General features: G+C 56.5%; 22 protein-coding genes and 3 pseudogenes. 13 read left to right on the top strand and 12 right to left on the bottom strand.

Going from position 1 to position 22,576, the window contains the following annotated elements; translation table 11 throughout:
- Positions 1-711 precede the first annotated feature (711 nt).
- From ACR0K4_RS12400 to ACR0K4_RS12375, 6 genes are all read left to right on the top strand, one after another.
- On the top strand, positions 712-1,527 hold the full coding sequence (locus ACR0K4_RS12400) for an N-formylglutamate amidohydrolase (RefSeq protein ID WP_480854212.1): 816 nt from the start codon (positions 712-714) through the stop codon (positions 1,525-1,527).
- Between the two features lie 20 nt (positions 1,528-1,547).
- Entirely contained in the window at positions 1,548-3,140 is a 1,593-nt protein-coding gene (locus ACR0K4_RS12395; RefSeq protein ID WP_480854211.1) for an ABC transporter substrate-binding protein, read from the top strand.
- A gap of 59 nt (positions 3,141-3,199) precedes the next feature.
- Complete coding sequence (locus ACR0K4_RS12390; protein WP_480734301.1) at positions 3,200-4,165, top strand: ABC transporter permease; 966 nt, start codon at positions 3,200-3,202, stop codon at positions 4,163-4,165.
- A gap of 11 nt (positions 4,166-4,176) precedes the next feature.
- Positions 4,177-5,112: an ABC transporter permease gene (locus ACR0K4_RS12385; RefSeq protein WP_480531456.1), complete on the top strand. Its 936-nt coding sequence runs from the start codon at positions 4,177-4,179 to the stop codon at positions 5,110-5,112.
- A gap of 3 nt (positions 5,113-5,115) precedes the next feature.
- The gene (locus tag ACR0K4_RS12380) at positions 5,116-6,822 is read left to right on the top strand and encodes a dipeptide ABC transporter ATP-binding protein (protein ID WP_480854210.1); all 1,707 of its coding nucleotides are present in this window, start codon (positions 5,116-5,118) and stop codon (positions 6,820-6,822) included.
- Between the two features lie 70 nt (positions 6,823-6,892).
- Positions 6,893-7,837, top strand: a complete 945-nt coding sequence (locus tag ACR0K4_RS12375; protein ID WP_480854209.1) for a LysR family transcriptional regulator — start codon at positions 6,893-6,895, stop codon at positions 7,835-7,837.
- A 226-nt stretch (positions 7,838-8,063) separates the two neighbouring features.
- Here the strand turns inward: ACR0K4_RS12375 and ACR0K4_RS12370 are convergent, their stop codons facing one another.
- Together ACR0K4_RS12370 and ACR0K4_RS12365 are read right to left on the bottom strand one after the other, a co-directional pair.
- Positions 8,064-8,267, bottom strand: a complete 204-nt coding sequence (locus tag ACR0K4_RS12370; RefSeq protein ID WP_480854208.1) for a hypothetical protein — start codon at positions 8,265-8,267, stop codon at positions 8,064-8,066.
- A 65-nt stretch (positions 8,268-8,332) separates the two neighbouring features.
- Positions 8,333-9,049: a type 1 glutamine amidotransferase gene (locus ACR0K4_RS12365; protein ID WP_480854207.1), complete on the bottom strand. Its 717-nt coding sequence runs from the start codon at positions 9,047-9,049 to the stop codon at positions 8,333-8,335.
- 401 nt (positions 9,050-9,450) lie between these two features.
- On the opposite strand from ACR0K4_RS12365, the gene ACR0K4_RS12360 reads away from it, so the two are divergent.
- The gene (locus ACR0K4_RS12360; protein ID WP_480518658.1) at positions 9,451-10,443 is read left to right on the top strand and encodes a porin; all 993 of its coding nucleotides are present in this window, start codon (positions 9,451-9,453) and stop codon (positions 10,441-10,443) included.
- A gap of 299 nt (positions 10,444-10,742) precedes the next feature.
- On the opposite strand, the pseudogene ACR0K4_RS12355 reads toward ACR0K4_RS12360, so the two are convergent.
- Positions 10,743-10,976 (bottom strand): annotated as a pseudogene (locus ACR0K4_RS12355) (alcohol dehydrogenase catalytic domain-containing protein); the annotation flags it as partial.
- Between the two features lie 108 nt (positions 10,977-11,084).
- Entirely contained in the window at positions 11,085-11,417 is a 333-nt protein-coding gene (locus ACR0K4_RS12350) for a hypothetical protein (RefSeq protein ID WP_480854206.1), read from the bottom strand.
- On the opposite strand from ACR0K4_RS12350, the gene ACR0K4_RS12345 reads away from it, so the two are divergent.
- Entirely contained in the window at positions 11,298-11,549 is a 252-nt protein-coding gene (locus tag ACR0K4_RS12345; protein WP_480519096.1) for a LysR family transcriptional regulator, read from the top strand. The two genes, ACR0K4_RS12350 and ACR0K4_RS12345, sit on opposite strands and share 120 nt — an antisense overlap.
- A complete protein-coding gene (locus ACR0K4_RS12340; protein ID WP_480519094.1) occupies positions 11,453-12,022 on the top strand; it encodes a LysR substrate-binding domain-containing protein in 570 nt (189 codons plus the stop codon). Before ACR0K4_RS12345 ends, ACR0K4_RS12340 begins: the two co-directional genes overlap by 97 nt.
- Before the next feature lie 2 nt (positions 12,023-12,024).
- Here ACR0K4_RS12340 and ACR0K4_RS12335 read toward each other — a convergent pair whose 3' ends face one another.
- From ACR0K4_RS12335 to ACR0K4_RS12320, 4 genes are all read right to left on the bottom strand, one after another.
- Positions 12,025-12,717, bottom strand: a complete 693-nt coding sequence (locus ACR0K4_RS12335; RefSeq protein ID WP_480854205.1) for an SDR family oxidoreductase — start codon at positions 12,715-12,717, stop codon at positions 12,025-12,027.
- Positions 12,718-12,736: 19 nt separating this feature from the next.
- Positions 12,737-13,237 (bottom strand): nuclear transport factor 2 family protein, encoded by a 501-nt coding sequence (locus ACR0K4_RS12330; RefSeq protein WP_480518650.1) that lies wholly within the window; start codon positions 13,235-13,237, stop codon positions 12,737-12,739.
- A gap of 60 nt (positions 13,238-13,297) precedes the next feature.
- Entirely contained in the window at positions 13,298-14,251 is a 954-nt protein-coding gene (locus ACR0K4_RS12325; RefSeq protein ID WP_480854204.1) for an alpha/beta hydrolase, read from the bottom strand.
- A gap of 113 nt (positions 14,252-14,364) precedes the next feature.
- Positions 14,365-15,252: a helix-turn-helix domain-containing protein gene (locus ACR0K4_RS12320; RefSeq protein WP_480854203.1), complete on the bottom strand. Its 888-nt coding sequence runs from the start codon at positions 15,250-15,252 to the stop codon at positions 14,365-14,367.
- Between the two features lie 436 nt (positions 15,253-15,688).
- Between ACR0K4_RS12320 and ACR0K4_RS12315 the strand changes: the two genes are divergently transcribed.
- Entirely contained in the window at positions 15,689-16,168 is a 480-nt protein-coding gene (locus ACR0K4_RS12315) for a MarR family winged helix-turn-helix transcriptional regulator (RefSeq protein ID WP_480854202.1), read from the top strand.
- A 32-nt stretch (positions 16,169-16,200) separates the two neighbouring features.
- Here ACR0K4_RS12315 and ACR0K4_RS12310 read toward each other — a convergent pair whose 3' ends face one another.
- Together ACR0K4_RS12310 and ACR0K4_RS12305 are read right to left on the bottom strand one after the other, a co-directional pair.
- Complete coding sequence (locus tag ACR0K4_RS12310; RefSeq protein WP_480518640.1) at positions 16,201-17,586, bottom strand: aminotransferase; 1,386 nt, start codon at positions 17,584-17,586, stop codon at positions 16,201-16,203.
- Positions 17,587-17,767: 181 nt separating this feature from the next.
- Positions 17,768-18,100 (bottom strand): annotated as a pseudogene (locus tag ACR0K4_RS12305) (transposase); the annotation flags it as partial.
- Positions 18,101-18,226: 126 nt separating this feature from the next.
- Here ACR0K4_RS12305 and ACR0K4_RS12300 point away from each other — a divergent pair.
- Both ACR0K4_RS12300 and ACR0K4_RS12295 read left to right on the top strand, forming a co-directional pair.
- On the top strand, positions 18,227-19,225 hold the full coding sequence (locus ACR0K4_RS12300; protein ID WP_480854201.1) for an IS110 family RNA-guided transposase: 999 nt from the start codon (positions 18,227-18,229) through the stop codon (positions 19,223-19,225).
- A 777-nt stretch (positions 19,226-20,002) separates the two neighbouring features.
- Positions 20,003-20,389, top strand: coding sequence for a VOC family protein (locus ACR0K4_RS12295; protein WP_480521782.1), 387 nt, complete (start codon positions 20,003-20,005; stop codon positions 20,387-20,389).
- 420 nt (positions 20,390-20,809) lie between these two features.
- Here the strand turns inward: ACR0K4_RS12295 and ACR0K4_RS12290 are convergent, their stop codons facing one another.
- Positions 20,810-21,151, bottom strand: coding sequence for a hypothetical protein (locus tag ACR0K4_RS12290; protein ID WP_480854200.1), 342 nt, complete (start codon positions 21,149-21,151; stop codon positions 20,810-20,812).
- 458 nt (positions 21,152-21,609) lie between these two features.
- Between ACR0K4_RS12290 and ACR0K4_RS12285 the strand changes: the two genes are divergently transcribed.
- Positions 21,610-21,786 carry a hypothetical protein gene (locus ACR0K4_RS12285; RefSeq protein WP_480854199.1) on the top strand — a complete coding sequence of 59 codons (177 nt, stop codon included), beginning with the start codon at positions 21,610-21,612 and terminating at the stop codon, positions 21,784-21,786.
- A 365-nt stretch (positions 21,787-22,151) separates the two neighbouring features.
- Here ACR0K4_RS12285 and ACR0K4_RS12280 read toward each other — a convergent pair.
- Positions 22,152-22,576 (bottom strand): annotated as a pseudogene (locus ACR0K4_RS12280) (transposase family protein); the annotation flags it as partial.

Below are 22,576 nucleotides of genomic sequence, written 5' to 3'. Positions count from 1 at the left end.
ACAAAGCCGTTAACCCGACACCCAATGATGTTCTGCTTGAATTCGTCGCGGTGTTATTGGCACACCAGAAAGCAAACGTTTGACGAGTGATTACGAGCGCCCGCGTCGAATCGTGATTTGTGAGTTTTCAAGAGTCAGGACTTTGTTCTTGATACGAAAGTTCGATCTGGCTGGCTGCGTCGCAGCGATGGGAAGTCTCGAACAACGGCCGGTTCAGTAGCTTGCAAGAGGTATCCGCGAGCAGGCCAATGTCAAAGCTGTCGATCTGTCGCTCCATGATGAGCTATTAGGGTCTGCTGCAACACGTTCTGCCGCCTCAGCACAGCAAACTAAAACACGTTTCGCAACCGATTTCGTGCTCGTCTTCATTCGCGAGCATCTCACACTTTCCAAGCTGGATTGCTAAGAAATTCAGGCAGTTGACCCTGCACCAAAAAGCATGTCGCCGGAATTCGAGCGGCTTTGCCCTTGTCTTCCGAACCAGATTTTGGCTGCACAGAAGAATGTGCGATGCGCAGCACCCCTTATAACTCTCTCTTATACATCCTTTCGGCAGAAAAATAAGATTTCGAACCGATCTCGTCCCACGTAGTTGTATGTGGAGCGGATTCGCAAAAGAGGTTTACCGAGCCAATGCACCTGAACTCTGAAATCATAAGTAATGGAATAGCATACCCGGCGCTTACTGTGACTGAGGGTGACAGCCCTCTGATGCTGTCATTTCCACATTCCGGCGACGTTTACCCGGATGATTTCGGTCATCGCAGCGACCTGACCTATGCGGATGTCGATCATCCGTCCGACAAATACATGGACGAAATCTTTGCCGAAGGGCACAATCTGGGTCTGACCACGATCAAGGCGAACTTTCCCCGCGCCTATGTGGATGTGAACCGGCATCAGCACGACATCGACGCCAACATGCTGGATGACCCCGACAACTGGTACGGGCGGTTTCTGCCCGGCTCGGTCGCCGCGGGGGCCACATTGTTCTGGTCCAAGGCCTACGACAAGCCGATCTATGATCGCAAGCTGACTTTGGCTGAAATCAAGGGCCGCCTGGCGCGTTACTTTATTCCCTATCACCAGACGATGACGTCGCTGGTGGAAGGGCTGCACGCGAAGCATGACGAAGTCTATATCGTTGATTGCCATTCGATGACCCGCTTTGATGGCGAAGCCCGCGGCGGCAAAGAACGTCCGCAGGTGGATATCGGCAACCGGTCGGGTGGCTCCTGCGCGCCTGATCTGACCGAGGAGATGGCCCGCCTGTTCCGCGAACGCGGCTACGAGGTCGGTATCAACAAACGTTTTGTCGGCGGTGAAATCACGGTGCGGTATGGATGGCCTGAAATTGGCCAGCATATTCTGCAGGTTGAACTGCGCCGCGACCTCTACATGAACGAAGCAACCCGCGAGCGGAACGAGAACTTTGACAAGGTTCAGGCCGACTGCGCCGAGATCCTGCGGGAATACAAAGCTTACGTCGAAAATCGGGGGCAAAAACCTGCCCGAGCAGCAATCTGAGAAAACAGGAAGGGATAGCCATGAAACAGACAATCTCTGCACTGGCGCTGGCCGCCACCCTCGCCTTGCCCGGAGTGGCAAGCGCCGAAACCCTGCGCATGGGCTTTGCATCCGCGCCGCGCTCGATCGATCCGTACCCATTTGGCGGCACGCCCACCGCATCGCTCAAAGAGCATGTGTTCGAGGCCATGGTTGCAGCGGATGACAGCCCCCTTCTGGCGACGGGATGGGAATGGACCAGCCCAACCACTCTGGAAGTCAAGCTGCGCGACGGCGTCACATTCCACAATGGTGAGCCGCTGACCGCGCGGGATGTGGTCTATTCCGCCTGCCGGATGATGCATCTGATCGACGGCAAGCGTAACCTGCTGACCAGTTCGATGGGGCCGATTGCAGACGTGGTCGCGGTTGATGACCAGACCGTGAAATTCGAGATGAGCGCGCCCTATCCGCTTTGGATCCAGAAGATGAAGTTCCTGTCGATCCTGCCCGCTTCGGGTGCGGATATCCCTGAGGGACCGATCAAATACGATGCCGAGGGCGACTGCGGTATCACGGCTTACCCGACCCGTGCCGATTTCGAGAACGGCGACGCGGCGATTGGCACAGGGCCTTACAAGATCTCTCGGTTTGACAAATCGGGCGAGGCCGATCTGGTCAAGAACGACAATTATTGGGGCGAAGCTCCGGAATGGGATGAGGTGGAAATCCGCACCATCGGGAATGCTGGCGCACGCCTTGCCGGTCTGCTGGCAGGTGATTTCGATATCATCGAGAACCCAACCACCGAAGACCTGCCCGGGTTGGAAGCCAATGACGAGCTGGCCTATACCGCCGTGCCGTCCTGGCGCTCTATCTTCCTTGTTCTGGACGTGAACCCCGAAGGGGCCGGTGGCGTAACCGCAGAAGACGGCAGCGCCCCGCTGGCGGACCCCCGCGTGCGCAAGGCGATGTCGATGGCGATCAACCGTCAGGCCATTGCCGACCGTCTGTTTGGCGGCGAAGCCACCGTGGCCAACCAGTTCGCGCCGAAATACCGCACGGGTGCACCGGAATTGCCGGAACTGGAATACGACCCCGAGAAAGCCAAGGAATTGCTGGCCGAAGCGGGCTATCCCAACGGCTTCACCATCGACTTCTTCGCCCCGTCAGACCGCTATGCAAACGGTGCCCGCGTCGCGCAGGCCGTCACGCAGTACCTGTCGCGGATTGGCATCACGGTGAACCTGAAGACGCAGCCCTGGTCGGTCTTTGCCGGTCAACGGTCGAATGGCGAGCTTGGCGTGTTCCTCTATGGCTGGGGCCACCCGCAGGGGCCTGCTCAGATGATCTCGTTCGCGTTTGCGTCGAGAGACAAGGATCTGGGTCTTGGGGCGTCTAACTACTCCAGCTACCAAAGCGACGCGTTTGACGCGGCAATGAAAGCCTGGGCGGTGGAAATCGACGATGCCAAGGCCAATGAGCATGTCGCGGAGGCGATGAAGGTTGTGGTCGAGGATATGCCGGGCATCCCGCTCTACTACCAGCACACAATCTGGGCACACCGTGCCGATCTGGAGGTCACGGGGCGGCAGGATGAGCGTACCAGCGCAACGACTGTAAGCCGTAAATAAGCACAAACCGCCGGGGGTTTCTGGCCCCCGGTTCAAGGTCTGAAAGGGAGGGGCGAGAAATGCTCAATTTCATCCTGAGGCGAACCGGACAGAGCGCTATCCTCGTCCTGATCATGTCGGCTCTGGTCTTTATCGGCATGTATGTGGTGTCTGATCCGATTGCCGTTCTGGCAGGCGAGGATTTCACCGACGAAGACCGGATCGCACTGGCCCGGGAACTGGGTGTCGACCGACCGCTGGTGATGCAGTATTTCAGTTTTCTGGGCAACGTGGTGCAAGGTGATTTCGGAACCTCGTTTGTCTACAACCGCCCCGTCATGGACCTGATCCTGGAGCGCCTTCCGGCCACGCTTGAGGTCGCATTCATGGCCATGTTCATCGGCCTTGTCGTGGGTATTCCGCTTGGCGTCTATTCCGGCCTGAACCAGAAAAAACCGGCGACCAAGGTGACCAGCTTCATGACCACCGTCGGCTATTCGGTTCCGAACTTCTGGCAGGGTGTATTGCTGATCATGTTGTTTTCGGTGTGGCTGCAGGTGTTGCCCGCATCAGGGCGCGGCGAGACGACCGAGATCTTTAGCGCCGACTGGTCCTTGTTCAATCTCGACGGCCTGTCGCACATGATCCTGCCCGCCTTGAACCTGGCGATCTATACGATCTGTATGCAGACTCGGCTGGCGCGATCCGGCACGCAAGAGGTGATGTATCAGGACTATATGACTTTCGCCCGGGCCAAAGGCATCAGCCGCGACCGGATCATCCGCCGTCACCTTGTGCGCAACATCCTGATCCCCATCGTGACGATCACCGGCCTTCAGCTTGGCAGCCTGATCGCATTTGCCACAGTGACCGAGACCGTTTTCTCGTGGCCCGGCATCGGCAAGCTGCTTCTGGACAGTATCCACAATTCGGATCGTCCGGTGGTTGTCGCCTATCTGATCCTGATCACGCTGATGTTCGTGACCATCAACTTCGTTGTCGACGTGCTTTACGCACTGCTTGACCCGCGTATCCGCTACACCTGAGGAGATGTCTGATGTCGACCACTTCTACCACTGTTGATGCGGGCGTCCTGGCGGACCGCAAATCCGAAGAACCCACCTTTTCCGAAAAGTTCTGGAAGATCTTTCGCGGGCATCCCGCGGCACTGATCGGGCTTGTGGGTATCGTTGTCTTCATCCTGCTGGCCATCTTCGCCCCGCTGATCGCCCCGCAAGACCCTTACGACCAGATGCGGCTTGATATTCTGGATGGTCTGTTGCCGCCCGGATCACGACTGGGAGACGGGACACTCAGCCTGCTGGGCACCGATGCGCTGGGTCGGGACATCTTCTCGGCCGTACTATTTGGCTTGCGGATTTCCATGATCGTGGCGCTGGTCGCCGTCCTTGTCGGCTCCGCCATCGGGGTGTTCATGGGGTTGCTGGCCGCCATGAAAGGCGGCTGGGTTGAAACCGCGATCATGCGCCTTGTGGACCTCAAGATGAGCTTTCCGGGCATCCTGCTGGCGCTGATGGTGCTGGCCGTCTTCGGAACTGGTATCGACAAAGTCATCATCGCGCTCATCATCGGAGCCTGGGCCACCGAAGCACGCCTTGTCCGCGGCGTCGCCCTGTCCGAGCTGAAGAAAGAATATATCGACTCGGCGCGACTGGCGGGCCTCAGCGACGGGCGGATCATGTGGCGCTATCTGTTCCCCAACTCGATCTCGCCGGTTCTTGTGGTCCTGCCGATGTCGATCTCGGGCGCCATCGGCGCCGAGGCAACGCTGTCCTTCCTGGGTGTCGGCGTACCGATTACCGAACCGTCGCTGGGCCTGCTGATTGCCAATGGCAACGATTATATCCTGTCGGGCAAATGGTGGATCAGCATCTTCCCCGGTGTCGTGCTTGTTTCGCTGGTGCTTTGTATCAACGTGGTGGCCGACAGGTTGCGCGACCATTCCAACCCCTATCTGCGCGGAAAGGACTAAGCCATGAGCGATCAATCCCTGATCAAGGTCGAAAACCTGACCATCGAATACCCCATGGCCGACGGTGAAGTGTTCCGTGCCATCGACAATTTCTCGATGGAAGTGAACCGTGGCCAGATCGTTGGCGTGGTTGGCGAAAGCGGCGCGGGCAAGTCAACAATCGGCAAGGCGACGCTGGGGCTTCTGGATGAAAACGCCATCATCGACACGGGCTCGGTCATGCTCGAAGAGACGATGGTGTCGCATCTGGAAGAGCATATGTACGCCAAGGTGCGCGGCAATAAGGTCGGCTATATCTACCAGAACCCGATGACGGCCCTGAACCCGGTGCTGACCATCGGAGAGCAGATCATCGAAGCGATAGAGGCCAACACTGACAAACGCGGCAAGGCGGCGCGCGCGTATGCCATTGACCTGCTGAAACAGGCCGAGGTGCCATTGCCGGATGAACGTCTGGACAAATACCCGCACCAGCTATCGGGTGGTTTGTGTCAACGGATTGTCTTTGCCATCGCGATTTGCGCCAAGCCGGACCTTATCATCGCCGATGAGCCGACAACCGCGCTGGACGTGACAGTGCAAAAGGCGGTTCTGGACACGCTGGTTCGGCTGACGCGGCAGGAAAACATCGCCATCATTCTCATCACCCACGACATGGGCGTGGTGGCTGAAATGTGCGATCACGTCTACGTCCTGCGCCACGGCAAGCTGGTCGAATCCGGGCCCACCGAGCAGGTGTTGCAGCGCCCAACGCAGGACTACAGCCGCGAATTGATGGCGGCGATCCCAAGGATCGACCACAAGATCGAACGCTTTGCGGTGCCGGGCGGTCTGGGAAATGCGGCCGACCGGGAACGGGCCATCAGCTATCTGATGGGGCGCAAGACTGACAGTGGTAAAGAAGGCGAGCCGCTGCTGAAGATCCGCAACCTGTCCAAGACCTTCCTGAACAAGGCGACCGCCCTCAAGGCCGCGTCCGAGTTCAAGGCTGTCGCGGATGTCAGCTTTGATGTCTATCCCGGCGAAACCCTGGGCATTGTCGGCGAATCCGGGTCCGGCAAATCCACGATTGGCAGGATGATCCTGGGCTTGCACACACCCGACCCCGGGCACGAGATCATCTATCGTGGCCGCAACATCGCGGACCTGAAAACGCGCGAGGAAAAGCTGGAACACCGCAAGTCATTGCAGTGTATTTTCCAAGACCCTTACTCGTCGCTGAATCCCCGCATGAGCGCAGGCGAGAACATCACCTATCCGCTCAAGGCGCATGGTGCGCTGAATGCGTCTGATGCGTTGCAGTTGGCCGGTGATCTGATGGAACTCGTCGGCCTTCCCCGCGCCTCGGCCCGGAAGATGCCGCACGCTTTCTCGGGCGGTGAACGCCAGCGGATCGGCATTGCACGCGCCTTGTCCTTCCGGCCGGACTTCATCTTCTGCGACGAACCGACCTCGGCGTTGGACGTGACCGTGCAGGCGGAACTTCTGAACCTGATGAAGGACCTACAGGATCAGCTGGGTCTGACTTTGCTGTTCGTCAGCCACGATCTGGCCGTGGTGCGTCAGATGTGCGACCGGGTGATGGTGATGAAATCGGGCCATGTTGTCGAAAGCGGACCCTGCGACAAGGTTCTGGTCGAACCGGAAGACCCCTATACCCAAGGGCTTCTGGCGGCCATGCCCCGCTTCAGCTTCAATCTGGCGTCATAAGCGCCGTTATTGTACCTGCTCGGGCGGCGGTGTTACCGTCGCCCAACAGCACAGAACTATAAGTAATCCAATGAGCCCACGTCCAAGCCGAATCCGTCGTCTGAAACATATCGAAGCCTTCTCGGCCGTGATCTCGACCGGATCGATTTCGGCCGCGGCGCGGCAGCTGGGTGTGTCACAACCGGCCGTCAGCCAGCTTGTCAAAGCGCTGGAAGACGCAATCGGTGCCCCGTTATTTGTCCGGCGGAACGGCGCGATCTATCCCACGCATCGGGCAGAGGCTCTGAGGGAAGATTCCATAGCCCTTCTTGCGCAGCTTGAACGCTTTCAAGCACAGCTGAGCCACCAGCGGACCGGGCTGCTGTCAACGGTGCGTATCTCGGCCAGCATGAGTATCGTGAACGAGTTGCTGCCGCTTCTGTTCAGCAACCTGACCGTCACGCATCCCGAGATGAAGTTCTATGTCAGTTCTGTCCCGCTAAGCTCAATGCTCGTGTCGCTTTTGCAAGGTCATATCGATTTTGCGCTTCACAGCCGGACCATTGACCATCCCGGATTGAACAACGAAAAGCTCAATGAATTTCGGCAAGTAGCGGTTATGGCAGAAGACCATCCGCTAGCCAGCAAGGAACACATCACGCTTCAGGATCTCGACGGATGCCGCTTTATCAGTTCAACCAAAAGCGATCCGTCTTATCATGATCTGAACGAGCTCTGCCGCCAGGCAAATGTCTCGATGAACCCAGTGTTCCAGTCACCATTTGCGAGCCTTACAGTCCAAATGGTGCAGCCGATGAAAGCAGTGGCTTTCAGCAGTGAATTGACTGCCCGTCTGATCGCCGCCCGAACCCACGGCATCGTCATTCGAACGGTCGAGGGGGTTGAGATGACAACGCCCACATATCTGGCCTGTGCGGACTGGCAGGACGGGACCGAAACACAGCAATTCCTGCGCGAAGGTATTGCCGAGCTTATCGATACTCTGTTTGAAGATCAGAGCCTTCTGGGCACCTAACCCTCGGCCTTGGGGTTTGACCCCAATCGCCACGACAAGGACCGGGCTTGGCACACGCCCGGTCCTTTTTTATCATAACATATTTGAGACAACTTCGCTGAGCGTTTCGGCCACGGCCAACAGTTCTCCGATGCCCTGCGCCATCAGTTCCAGCGGGTAGCCCTTCGATCCGGCATGGGTGTGGATCGAGGTCAGCCAGGGGATACTCGATCATCCCGGCGACCCGTTACAGTTCCTGTTCATTGTCCAGGTTGAACGCAATCGAGTGCTTTAGGCACTGGCGCAGATCGTCCATCGTCTTGGCCGGAGAGTCGAAGATGATCTTGCGAACGTCAAAACCTGCGGACTGGGCCATCGAAAGCTCTCCGGGGCTGGGGGGAAAATGGCTCGGCGATGTCGGGGCCTCTACCCCTTTGTGTAAGGCCAACACTCAAAACGGCCCCTGCTTTGCCGGGGCGTCAACGCTGGCTCTTTTTGACAGTCGGCTGTTTCTGACTATGCAGTCTTACGCAAACTTATGGGCGTGCTGAGAAAACCTGCCATCCAAACGACGCTGATTGGCGTGTCGTCCCGTTCGTCACATGATGCCAATGCGGGTTCTGCAGCGTCACCTATGCGATCGATGCGTTTCAGGATCAGATCGCGATTGATGTCCGGGTTGAAATCCGGGTGCTGCTGAATGGCCAAAAAATGCTGACCGATCGTAAAGCCACTGACTGGACAGAAATCGCTGCTCAGAAAGATCTCCGACCCTTCTGGCGCGGTGGCCACCTGATCCTGGTGCATCGCGTGCAGCATGATGTCGTCACCTGGTGCGGCAAAGCCGGTGTCGCGTGTCACGGACACAGGCATCAAGCCGACGCCCCAACCCTTGGGACTGCGCTCTACCGCGCCGCCAAGCGCATGGGCGATGGCCTGATGCCCATAGCAGATGCCGATCATTCTGATCTTCTGATCGTCCACTGCGCGAATGAAATCAAACAATCGGTCCTGCCAATCCAGCTTCTCGAACACCGAGTATTTTCCACCGGTGATGATATAGGCGTCAAAATCGCCTGGCCGGGGCAGCTTGTCCTTGACTGCGCTGACCACTGTCCAGTTCGCCTCGGGCAGATGTGGCTCAAGCGCATTTCTGAACCTCTGAGGCGATGGCAGATGCTTGGGCTTTTCGCCGGGTTCGGTATGTCCGATGTGAAGAATGCAGATATCCATGATGTCCTCCGGGGCGTGTTTCATATCCCTTAGGATGAATTGCAGCGACATAATACGTTATTGATTTGCCTTATCCCGCTATAAGCATTTCCCATAACTATCACTTATATAAACTTCTGAATTAGTAATAAGATTTCGAACTTTGAAGACCTAAGCCATAAGCTGGTCAGTCGGATTCGAAAATGAGGTTTGTACATCAATCCACACACAACCAGATCGCGTGGGCACTGATCTGACTTGAACGGCGGTGACATTCGCACCAGCACAGCGACGTTTTCGCCTCGACCGACTGAGCCCGACTTCACCCTGCGCGCAAACGCTGAACAGCCCAAGGCCTGCCCTTAGTCAAAGCGCGTATCGAACAAAAAAACTCTGGAACTCAGAGAGAGAATGAGAGGACCATGATGAACAAAACGCTGTATACACTGGCGCCCGTAATGCTGGCGGCCAGTGTCACGACCGCAGCAGCCGAGATCAAGTTCAGCGGCTACGGGCGATTCGGTATCGGTTACCTTGAGGACCGTTCGACCACCAACGACAATATCTCCGACACCATCCTTGTTTCCCGCTTCCGCTTGAACCTGGACGGTAACGCTCAAACCGATGGCGGGATCGAGTTCTCGGCCCGTGTCCGTCTGCAGGCCGATGAAAGCATAAGTACTGGTGAAGCCGGAGAGGCAGGCCTGAACGGCGCGCGCTTTTCGATGATCTACGAAGGCCTGCGGGTCGACGTGGGCAACGTCGGTGGTGCCATCGAGAACATGCCCAACCGGTCCGGGAACCAACCCGGTCTGGAGAGCTTTGTTGATCAAAGATCCGGTGATAACTACGAAATCTTGGGCTACACCTCCACCGGCACAGGCGAAAACGCTGTCTTCTTCAAATATGTATTCGACAATTTCGCAATCGGTGCATCCTATGACCAGAACACAACAGACAACGGCAATGTGTCGTTGGGTGGTGCTGATCAATGGGACGTGAGCGTTGAATACAGCTTCGACAATGTCACTGTTGCCCTTGCTTATGGTGAAACCGACGGGCCAGCTGACGGCATTGACCCCAGCCTGTTGATTTTCACACTTGGGGCCGATCTTGGAAACTTTTCGGGTACTTTGCTTCTGGCGCGGGATGACGACACTGAGGTGAACTCTCTGGGTGAGGAAACAGACGGTACGGCCTATGGTGCGTCGCTTGCCTATAATCTGGGTGCCGCGACCACAATTCTCGCTTCGTATGGTGACGGAACCGCAGATGGCGATACCCGGGAATACGGGGTCGGTGCGATCTATGATCTGGGTGCGGGTGTAACACTGCGTGGCGGTGTTGGCAGCATCAAGGAAGGTTCTGCTGATAGTCAGATCCGCGCAGACTTTGGTGTGCGGTTCAACTTCTAAATCAACCTGCAGAGCTGGTTCTCGTGCCAGCTCTGTAACCAAGACAGGGGAAGGAAACGTGTAAAGTTCCCCGCATAAGGTTGGGCCAGCTTCAACACGTGCGACATAGCGGGCGAATTACTGCCACAAAAACATGCGCAAGATCTCCTAAGCGTCGCCGCCGGCTCAACTTTGGCGCAATCACAGAAAATAACGCTTCGGCTTCGACCTTGCCCGACACCTCGAAAAACTTTCGTCAGAAAGATTCCGACCTGAATTTCCACAAAAGAGTATGACCTGTTAGTGCCTTCCTGACTGACCTAACCGGTAATTTGTTCCTCTTTCAGGAACTGATGCCGTAGCACCGAAACGTTCACTGCTCGTCCTGACAGAAGCCATTGAATCAACCTCCACGTCACGCGGTAGCCGACCGAGAAGCCTTGAACCCCCGCACCCAGCGTCTCGACCACTCCGATCCCTTCAACTCCGGGCATATGAGGCAGATCAGGCATCGTCCCCTCGGGCATCTCACTGCGGCGGATGATCGTGTCGAAAAAGTTGACCGCCCGGCTTTGTTGCGGACCAGGATTTCCCCGGCATCGGGGGTCGGGGTCGCCCGGTTGGTTGTGCCTAAAACGTCCGGTTTGCCGGTCTGCGTGATCTCAATGGCGAAAGGCATGAGCTGTCTCCTTCTGTTGCGCAGAAGGTAGAGGCCGCATCATCGAATGATAATGGCTGATATCGGGGGATATGATCCCAAAAACAGGATAATGATTTGTAACGACCTTGCTCTGTCTACTGTCGTCGCCAACCATCTCAGCTTTTCCTAGGATGAGGACCGACTGGGCATACCACTCAGCCGGGTCAGTCGAAGGATTGCCGAGCTGGAAGATCATCTGGGCACCAAATTGTTCGAGCGGACAACCCGCCAGGTTCGCCTGACGGAAGAGGGCCGCCTTCTGGACCGAAGTCAGGACCCGATTGAGGCGCTGCAAGGTATCGCTTTATCGAGGATACCAGACGCCAGAACATCCGAATTGCGGCCCCTCCGCTGGCTGCACGCACGACCATTGGCCCTCGGCTGTTGGATTTCGCGGAACAAAACCCGGATGTGGCGCTTGAGATGACAACCACCAACATCATGCTGGACTTCTTTCGCGACAATATTGATCTGGCCTTTCGGGTCGGTCCGCTGACGGAATCCAGCCTTGTCGCTAAACGGCTCTGGTCGGTCCCCTATTGCTTTTGTACGGGACGGAGCCTCATTCGGGAGCGTGCGTTGGACAGGCCGATATCTAGACCAGACTTTCTTGCTTTGCCTGCCCTGGCAGCTGGTCAGCCGTGGGTGCCAGAGAGCGGAGAAATGCTGCACCCGAAACACATAGCGCACAGTTTAACGGACCTTGATGTCATTGCTCAGGCCGCCCGTCGCAACCTGGGTGTCGCGATGTTGCCATTGGATATGGTAGACAGTGACTTGCAGCGGCTGCAGGTCACGGACGCCGCACCATTGACGCGGGATATGTTCGTTGACTATCCCAGTCGCCGCCTTTTGCCCGCGCGGGTTAGGAAGCTGATCGATTTCATGACACCCGGCTAAACTTACCAATCAATTGCGACGCCATCTCGAAAAAATCCTCCGGTCGGACCGCTCTGAGGCAAGGTTGCTGCCCAGACAACGCCTTTGGCGCCCTCTGGAACCGGACGTCCCCCGCCGCCCATATCCGTGGCCACCCAGCCGGGGCACACAGCGTTGACAAGAATGCCGTCAGGTTTCATCGCGGCAGCGGTCTTGATGGTCAACGCGTTCAAAGCTGCTTTGGAAACGCCATAGCCCGGCGTACCGGCGGACATGCCGGTCAGCGACCCTGCGCCGGACGACACGTTGACGATCCGGGCATCCTTGCCTCGTTGCAACAGCGGCACCGCCGCGATTGTGGTCTCCCAAGGACCAAAAAGGTTCGTATCAAACGCCCGGCGCAGCCGGTTAATATCGGCGAGGTGGACCTGTTGGTCGGTGTCATAGTCCACGCCCGCATTGTTCACCAGAACATCAAGGCGACCAAAGGCTAGTTCAATCTGCCCGAACGCCACAGCGACTGAGCTAGGATCGGAGACATCCAAACGCACGGCTTGCGCTCCATTGCCGATCTCATTCGCAGCAGCCTGCCCTTTTGCCAGATCGCGCGCACCCATCAGAACCTTCATCCCGTGGTCCTGAGCCAATTGGCGGGAAACTTCTTTGCCGATACCGCGATTGGCTCCGGTCACGAGTGCGATGCGCTGACGGGTCATGGTTCTTCCCTCAATTTGCCTAGGCAGCGCGTTGCCCAGCCAAAGCCACAAGCCCACGGTCACCGGATTCCCAGAGTGCCGTCATGGTCATCGACGTGACAACCCAGCGGTTGTCTGATTTCTCAAGCTCATAGTCATAGCGGCCACCCAGCACCCACAAGCCGTCATCAAGACGATGGGTCGCTGTGAAATCGGCCTGTGCCGTGGCGGATGTATCGGACAACGAGGTGATCGTGTGATTGGTCACCATATGGTGCGTCGCGTCGAAACCGGGCAAGAAAGCGGACCACCCCGCCACAAGCTCATCGGCGGGTTGCGTGACCGGGTCGCCGCCCCAGAGGCTGGTATAATCCGTCGTGACAGTATCGGAAAACGCGCCGCGCACGCGGGTCCAGTCGTGGCGATCAGCGCCTGCCGCGATGTCGGTGATGGCGGTCGAGATATTTGCCTGCTGCTCGGCAAACGCTGCGGTTCCGATCATTGAGACAGCCGCAAGGGTTGATGTGAGTTTTCTATGCATGAGGGTGTTCCTGATAGATGAGAGTGGACGCCGAACAGTTACTCGGCGTCCAGACAGGGCTCAGTTGCTCGAACCGGCGCGGAAGTGGTCAGCGACGGTATCTGCCGCGCGGGTGACATCCTCGGGGTTGTCGTAGAAGTCGAATTGCGTGACATCTTCCAGCCATTGCGCTGTCGCATCGCCAGCAAATCCGGCAAGGAAGGTCTGCACGCCCTGAGGAATTGCCGCGCTTTCCGAGTGCACAATGGCCAGCGGCTTATCCAAACGCTGCGGGTTGTCGGCAGGGTGATAGGTCAGCCAGCCTTCCCAGCCCGCATTGTTCCATTTGTCGTCATATTCCGGGATACCGCCTCGGTCGGCCTCATAGTAGTATCCGCCGATTGGCATCAGCACACCCTCGGCACCCTCGGGGCCTGCGGCCGGAATGATCTGACCACCAGCGGCCTCGGCTGCGTGGGAGACTTCAATCAGCCCGGCAACGCCGTCTGCGCCGCCATAAACCGCCTCGACGATCTCGGCGTTCTGCAACCATGGTGCAACCAGACCCAGCCGCTGAACCAGCGGGTTGCCAGACACAGCATCGACCATGTACCCGGCCGAGGCACAGATCCCCAGACCGTTGATGTGATCGGCGTCCACTTCGGGCAGGGTCGCGACGAAGTCGATTGCGGCTTTGATGTCGGATGTCTTGGATTCTGGACTTTCAACAAAGCGCACGTTTTTCGGCAGATCGCCTGATTTGCCCCAGCCACGGAAATCAAAGGTGAAGGCAGCAAAGCCGCGCACGGCCATTTCTCGGGCATAGTTTGCGGGCATCTGTTCCTGAACCGAGGTCCAGGCCCCGGTCACGACGACCGTCGGCAGCGGTTCGGCTCCGCGTTCTTCCGGCAGGTACAACGTGCCGGAAAGCGTCGCACCTTCGTTCTCAAAGGTCACGGTACGGGTTTCAACCTGCGCAACAGCGGCTGTTGATGCCATCAGCGCAGCGGCGGTGGTCAGAGCGACGGTGTTCATAGCGGTATCTCCCAAAATCTGTATGGAAGGGCACAAGCCCGATGACACCTGAGATACGCTGTCAGCGGTGCGGATACTTGCACCGGACTGCCGCGTTTTTGAAAGATTCTGCTTCAGACAGCATGCGCGGCACGAAACGCGCGCGGGGTCTGCCCTACCACCTGTTTGAAAGTGCGCGTAAAATGCGCCTGGTCCGAGAACCCACAGGCCAAAGCGATATCACCCAAAGGGCGCGCGGGGTTCTCCATCATTTTCATAGCCTGCTCGACCCGATAAGCCATGACATATTGCATAGGGGTCGAGCCCAGCGTCTCCTTGAAAACCCGCGCGAAATGCGAGGGGCTCATGCCCGCCTCGGACGCCAGTTGATCGACGGTGATCGTTTGATCCAAACGGTCCTGCACATAGGCCAGCACCCGTTGATAGTGCTGAGAGGTAAAGCGCGAGGACAGCTCAACCTCTTCGGCGCGGCGTTTGCCGTATTTCTGTAGCAGCTTGACCAGAAACACCCGGCTCATGGCTTCAAACATCACGGCTGAGGACATGTCATCCGTTGCCAACGCATCGCGCAGAATGACGCCTGCAGCACACAGGTCAGGATCGGAAAACTGCGGCTGGTCTTGAAACTGTTCCGGCGCCAGCAGCATGCCAAGTTCGGACTGTGCAAAGTGCCGAACTTTGTCCGGATGCAGGGTGATCACAATCACGTCGGACTGTCCGTACCACCGCCACCCCGACCGCATGCCGGCCGGCGTCACAATGACTTCATCTTTGCAAAAGGTGAAATCCCGCAGCGTGCCGTCCCGCCAGTTTTGCACCCGATGTCCCTTTTCCTGCAGGTTCAGCAGGACATGGTGTTCAGAGAACACCTCTTCTGGCATCCGGTCAGGTTCGGCCCGAAAATACCGCACCGACATCAGTCCCGCCGCCGAGGGGCGCTGCATCGCATCGCTGTTCAGCAAAGGTTCTGACGGGTAGATATCGGCGTATCTTAGGGGCAATGAGTGGCTCCGACTTGCAATACTCGATATGTGAAGTCTGCGCGTGCAAGGTCAAACAGGGTGCCGGCGTTTGATGTGGTCGATGAATAACCTCAAGGGCATCATAGATTTATACTCGCGCGGGAAATACATAAAAATACCTGGGGTAGCAGCCAAATGGTCGTCCAGAACCGGTTGCAAATCTCAAGCGGCGGAATACGCGGCGCAAAAACTCTTGAGGATCGGGCCAAAATAGAGGTGTTATGCAAACCCCGGCATCGCCAGTTTCAACATGTCCCGCGCGGCGTGCCCTGTCTTCCGGCAAAGGGGGACGCAAAACCGAAAAATAGGTTGTTCGAACACCTCCAAAGAATGCTGCATGTACTGCTCCATCAACAACCTTTGATTACCTAAGCAGTTTTGACGATCCCCCTCCATTCGAATGCGGAGTAGATACATGGATCGTGTCGACGGCAGCCTTGACGCCCTGCGCCGAATCCTGCGCGCCACCGAGATGTCCGGCCGGGAACTGGCGCAGTCCGCCGGGCCGACCGCGGTCCAGCTTCGTGTATTGCAGGGGATTGGCGAGGCCGGGCGAACAACGGCCAAGGCAATTTCAATGCGCATGCATATCAGCCAGTCCACTGTCACCGTACTTGTGGACAAGCTGGTCTCGGGTGGCATGGTCGTGCGCGAGAAGTCCCTGACCGACCGACGGCAGACCAACATCCTGATCAAGGGTCGAGGGCGGCAAACCATTAAGGACGCCCCAGATCCGCTGCAACGGCTTTATGTGCAGCGATTCAAGCAGATGGAGGACTGGGAGCAGGCGATGCTTGTTGCCGCGCTCGAAAGAGTTGCAACGATGCTGGACGTCGAAGATTTTCAGGCCGACGCAATCCTGACAACCGGCGATTCGAACAGGCCGGAGTATTAAAAGGGCCGAAATGACCGGCCCGGTTTTTAGACTTACCTGAGGCTTTGTCCTAGAACGTCTTTGACAGCCTGAACGGTGCCGAAAACCACCTGATCTGCCTCTTCACGGGTCAGGCAGAAGGGGGGCGCAAACCCCAGGATGTCGCCTTGCGGCATGGCGCGGGCGATAATCTTGCTTTGCTCCAACAGCTTGGCCGACACCTGCGGGCCGATTTTGTCGGCTGCGTCAAAGAAGATGCGGCTGTCCTTGTCTTTCACGAACTCGACCGCGCAAAGCATTCCCTCGCCACGCACGTCGCCAACATGGGCGTGGTCGGCTAGCGCTTCGGCCATGGTCTGGTTCAGATAGGTTCCTACTTCACCGGCGTTTGAGACCAGATTCAGTTCGTCGATCAGTCTCAGGTTGGCGACGCCTGCCGCGGCCCCAATGGGATGTGCCGAATATGTCCAGCCATGGCCAATCGGGCCGTTGTCGTCCGTGCCTTGTTCCAGCACCTTCCAGACTTTATCCGACACTATCGAGCCAGACAGCGGCGCATAGGCCGAGGTCAGCCCCTTGGCGATGGTGATGATGTCGGGTTCGATCCCGTAATGCGCGCTGCCGAACATGGTGCCGAGCCGCCCAAAGCCTGTGACGACCTCATCGGCCACCAGCAAGATGTCGTGCTTTTTCAGCACGGCCTGAATGGCTTCCCAGTAACCGGCTGGAGGAGGCACGATGCCGCCGGTGCCCAGCACCGGTTCACCGATGAACGCCGCGATAGTGTCGGCACTTTCACGTTCGATCAGCGCGTCCAGTTCGGCGGCGCAATGGGCGACAAACTGATCTTCGGTCTGATCCAGATTGTCACGGCGGTAGTAGTAGGGCGCCTCGGTATGGATCACCTGTTCGACCGGCAGGTCGAATTTCTTATGGAACAGTTCCAACCCTGTCAGCGAACCAGTCACCAGACCCGACCCGTGATAGCCGCGCCAGCGCGAGATGATCTTCTTCTTCTCGGGGCGGCCCAGGATATTGTTGTAATACCAGATCAGCTTGACGTTGGTTTCGTTCGCGTCCGAGCCGCCAAGGCCAAAATAAACTTTGGACATGTTCGCCGGAGCGCGATCCAGGATCATTTTTGACAGGGTGATCGAGGCTTCGGTGCCGTGACCCACGTAGGCGTGATAATAGGCCAGTTCCCTGGCTTGCTCAGCAATGGCCTCGGCAATCTCCTGACGGCCATATCCGACGTTCACGCAATAGAGGCCCGCGAATGCGTCGAGCAATTTGTTGCCGTCGCGGTCTTCGATAAAAACTCCGCTCGCGGTCTTAATCACGCGGTTCGGGCTTTCACCGCGGGCGTGCCAGGCCAGATGGGTGGACGGGTGGAAAAAGTTCTCGCGATCCCACTGGTCGAGTTGGTCGTTCTTCAGCATTTGGTTTCCTTTCTCATCCCTCGTGGAATCACGCCCAGTCACGGCAGACGTATTTGATTTCGGCGAACTCTTCCATGCCCAGACGCGCGCCCTCGCGGCCCAGACCGAATTGCTTGGTACCCCCAGCACCGTTGCCTGATCACAGCCTGAGGCGTGTAAGGCGTGAACGCGCGATCATGCTTTTTTTGAGCAGGCGCAATTCCAAGGCCTGTTCGGCAACCACCTCCTTCAGATCACGGGCTTCCCGTCTCAGATCCTTCACTTCGGTGGACGTTGCCGCGCGAGCCGTGTCGCCTGCCAGACGTGTCTTGCCGGCTTCCAGAAATTCCCTGGGCCAGCTGTCATACAGGCTCTGCGCGATGCCCTCTCGACGGCACAGCTCTGCAATGCTGTCCTCACCCTTAAGGCCGTCCAGCACGATCCTGATCTTCTCTTCTGCGGAACACTGTTTGACGGCCGCACGGCGAATGTCCTTTACGACCTTCTCACCGTGGCTCTGCTTGGTTCCGGTCACGAGCTACGTTTGATCCACTGGATCAAACGCCTAACGCTTTGACCTGTCTCATCTTATGGAATGGACGCCCCTTGCACCCGAGCTGATAGTTTTCGGCAAACGTAGCAAACAGAAGGAGTTCACAGAATGCATTTACTTGCGATTGATTTGGGCAAACAGTCGTTTCACATCCACGGGATCACCAATGAGGGCGAGGTGATCTCGAAGAAGGTGACCAGATCAAAACTCGAAGCCGCCGTTCAGGAACTTTCCCCGGAAACCGTCGCCATGGAGGCTTGCGCCAGCGCTCATCATTGGGGCCGACGGTTCCAGGCCGAGGGGTATTCCGTGCGCCTCATTCATCCGCGGTTCGTCATGCCGTTTGTCAAAAGCTCCAAGAACGACGCTGTTGATGCCGAGGCGATCCATGAAGCCGCGCTGCGCCCGACTATGCGATTTGTCCCGGTGAAGACGACGGAGCAACAGGATTTGCAGATGCTGCACCGAACACGTGATCGTCTCATCACACAACGGACCGGATTGATTAATCAATTTCGTGGCCTTCTGGGGGAGTATGGCGTTGTCATTCCAGTCGGTGCCTTTCGGTTCCGAAAGGATATCAGGAATGCCGTCGCTGAGGCCAAGTTGTCGGTTCTGGCAACAGAGAACTTCAGCGCGCTCATCGCAGAATTCGAAGCGTTGGACACACGCGTCGCCGAGCTCGACAGTAAGCTGATCGCGATCTGCCGAACCGATGAGCGGTGTAAACGTCTGGCAACCCTTCCCGGCGTCGGGCCGGTGATCGCCACCGCCTTGATCGCTGCCGTTGATGACGGACGACACTTCTCGTCTGGCCGGGCACTCGCGGCATGGATCGGGCTGGTTCCCAGACAATATACAACGGGAGGCAAACCTCGGCTTGGTGGCATAGGCCAACGAGGCAACCAATACTTGCGGTGCCAGCTCATCCACGGTGCCCGGTCCGTCCTGATCAGGATCGCCGATCGCGACGATCAACGCGCGAGATGGGCGCAGGACTTGCTGGCACGCGCAGGTCACAACAAAACGCTCGTGGCAATCGCCAACAAGACAGCGCGCATTGCCTGGGCGGTATTGCGGAGCGGGGAAGGCTACAAAGCAGCGTAGCAGGTAGCGCGGAAAGCTTCGGCTTCCAGGAATGCGAGGTGATATGACGATGGTGTAACGGCAGGGGCCGCCAATTCACAGCCTGTAAGGAGTGGTGGCCAAGACAGGCCGGTCATCTTGGAAGGCACTGAAACCCTCGGATCCCATCGAGGCCAGGGGCCAAGGTGCTTCAATCAAAGGCCGGATAGATTCACGCATCCAATGCCGTTGATGCTATCGTTAAAAACACCTTGCGCAGGGGACGTCCATAGATCCACTCCTTGGCGGTTACGATGCGCCAGAAACCCTCTCTTATCACATCGACTTAAACTGCCACAGTGGCACCGACATTGGACAGAGGCGGTCATACATGGCGGAAACCCTAACTTTGTGTCATACGTCGATACTCAGTATCGACACTATGCACGTGGTGCAGACAACAAATAATTGACGCCGTGTATCGATAAGAAGGTACAGAGTATTGATGCATGCAGAACAAGCACGAATGGCAAGAGCGGCGCTCAAGGTGGGTGTTCGTAAAATAGCGGATATAGCCTGGGTAACCCCGACCACAATTGCTAACTTTGAGAACGGGTCCGATCTAAAGCAATCAACAGTAGAGGCATTGAGGAACATCTATCAGTCACTCGGGGTGCAATTCCTACATGACGGCGCCACATCTAACAGCACTGGTGCCGTATTGGTAAGGATGGGTAACCAGTGAAGATATCCCGCCACCCCAAGCGGGGCACGATAGTCACGGCTTGTTTTGACACAGCAAACTTCTAGGAGCCCATCATGGCATTATTGGCTTTTGACCACGTGAACATTCGCACCACCAACCTGGAGGAAATGGTTAACTGGTACGGTGAAGTTCTTGGCTTGCATCCGGGCAAGCGACCAGATTTCGGTTTCCCGGGCGCTTGGCTCTATTTGAATGTCACTGCAGTGGTGCATTTGGTCGAAGTGAGTGAACAGCCTGAAATTGGTGGAAACCCTTCACTGGAACATTTCGCCTTTCAGGCTGAGGACTTCGACGCTTTTGTTAAGAAACTTGAAGATAAGGGTGTTGCCCACACGATTGATCCCGTGCCCGGGACGCCCATTGTGCAGGTCAATTTTCGAGACATCGACGGCAACCACATTCATGTTGATTTCGTAGTTGAAAACGGCGCGGCATCTTAGCTGCACGCAGCAAGTGCACTAGGCATGACGCCGTGTTGTCACGTGCTGCGTGCAGATATCCTCTTGTTTCAGCCGTATAGCTATGAGCCTCCAACCTAGCCTTTCGGAAACCGCGTTAGTTGCTTTGCGGGGACCATCCTTACGGACAGGGTCCCATTTTCGTTTTCGCAAACATATATCAGGTGAGGCTTTCTTTCAGACCCACCTGCCCGAATAAAATCAATCGCATACTCACCGCCAGACTCAGAGCAAGCAGCCTTCCAATCTGCGATAGCTTGCTCCTCTGTCATTGACCAGCAAAGGCTGGGCACGCAGATTAGCATCAAAGAGAGAAATTTTTCCATAATCGTTACCTTTATTGACACAAAACATCTGGGTGGCTCAGGTCCGCTGGACCGCATAGAAACCGGGAAATGACAGTCAACTTGCCAGTCTTGTCACTGCGTCCGATGCTCGCGCGACAAATAGTTTGGAAAGCTTTTTTTCTGGCTTGGGATTGTTTTTACCTGACGACGAAACCAAAAGCTGTTCAGCTTGGTAAATACAAATTGCGCGCTGGAATATTTTCTCGGCCAAAGGTGATGGATAACAGCCTTGCTCACAATAATCCAACTCTTGAGAGATTCCCTCAAGAGCTTCTGAGGGAAGGCTTCTTAACACGACACTAAGAGCGGAAGTTAAACCTAAATGCCCCTGATCCAAGCCTTGCTGAAAGGACTCGCTTGACACCGAGCAGGTGGGCACAAAAAACTCATTACTCACTACACGTCACCTTTACACCTGACACACACGCCGAAAACAAGACGACGCAAACCAACTATATTTCTATGTTTCGATGAGGATTGCGGCGAATGCGTGGCCGAAGTTGGAAGGCGGTCAAATTGTCAATAAAATTTACGTGAATTGGCAATTTCAAGGAACAGACTCGGAGGCCAGTAGGATTCGCTCGCGCCCCCAAAGCCCATTCTTGAGAGCCGCCGCACACGGCTAAGAGCCATGCGCGCGTGTGGTACGCACATAACCCAGTTTCAACGGTCTAACCGCGCCAAAACCGCTAAAGCTGCTAAGCGGGCCGCCGCAGAGTATTAGTGCGGTTCAGAATTAATATTTTGGTCACGATTAACGCACCATGAATGATACATTTTCAGCTTGTTCAACTTGGTTCAGGCAAACATTGGCCACAAGAATGACATTACTATTTCAAGTTCTAGGTGAGCGCTATGGAGCTATGCAACGGCAACGAACTGAACAACGAACATAACAAGTGGTCAGAGTGGACGATGCGCCCCCAAAAGCGCGAAGCCAAGCTGACTGACTATGCTTCCGGATTCGTCATTGCCTTTGCAACCTTTGTTGTCTGCGGCGCTCCGCATTATTTGATTACCCTCACGTCCTGATCCTATAGACATCCCGTCCAATCCCGGTACCTGCACGCTTTGTGCCAAATTCCACTTTTTATGAAAGTGTGAGTCTGAAGGGTCGCGCCATCCCCATAATGGCGCGGTCCTTCATTGTATTGAAGAATCATGGCTGCCAGTTCGCCGATTTCGGCAGCATTGTTAACAGAAGGTTAACAGTCCATTTCACAGCCCTTAAACGACCACATGCATTAATGGTCACGTGTCGCGCATGCGCCGAAAACAAGTATCCAGAGTTTGGTGAGGATCACGGGATGTTTGACTATGCTTTGACTATAGCAACAGCTTCAATTTGGATCACAGTCGGTTTCATTGCCAGCAGCGCGTTAATCTAGGCTCAGGACTCATAGCCAGTAAATCACGAGGGTAGCCAATGAGATTGCCGAGAGGAAGACCTTTGGGCATCTGTCATAACGGGTTGCAACACGCCGCCAATCCTTGAGCCTTTCGAGCATATTTTCGATACGGTTCCGTCGTTTATATCGGCGCTTGTCATATCGCACGGTCGCCTTGCGTTGCAGTCGACATCTGGCAGGCTGCTCATCAATGCACGTGCGCCTATGTAATCACTGACCTGCCGGGCGGTGACAAACTGGTTCAGCGGACGCCCTCGGCTGTCACAGATCGCGTGCAGCTTTGTGTTCAAACCGCCTTTGGTTCGACCCCTTTCGGCAGCACCCTTCGGATGCGCCTGCCGGGCAGTGAATCAGGCGTCCACGTCCCCTTTTTTGGCCGCAAGGCTGGACGCCATGCGATGGGCTTTGAGATA

This window comes from Ruegeria sp. K11, assembly GCF_056531905.1.
The sequence above is the reverse complement of the archived record's forward strand: the minus strand, read 5'-3'. Positions and strand labels throughout refer to the sequence as shown.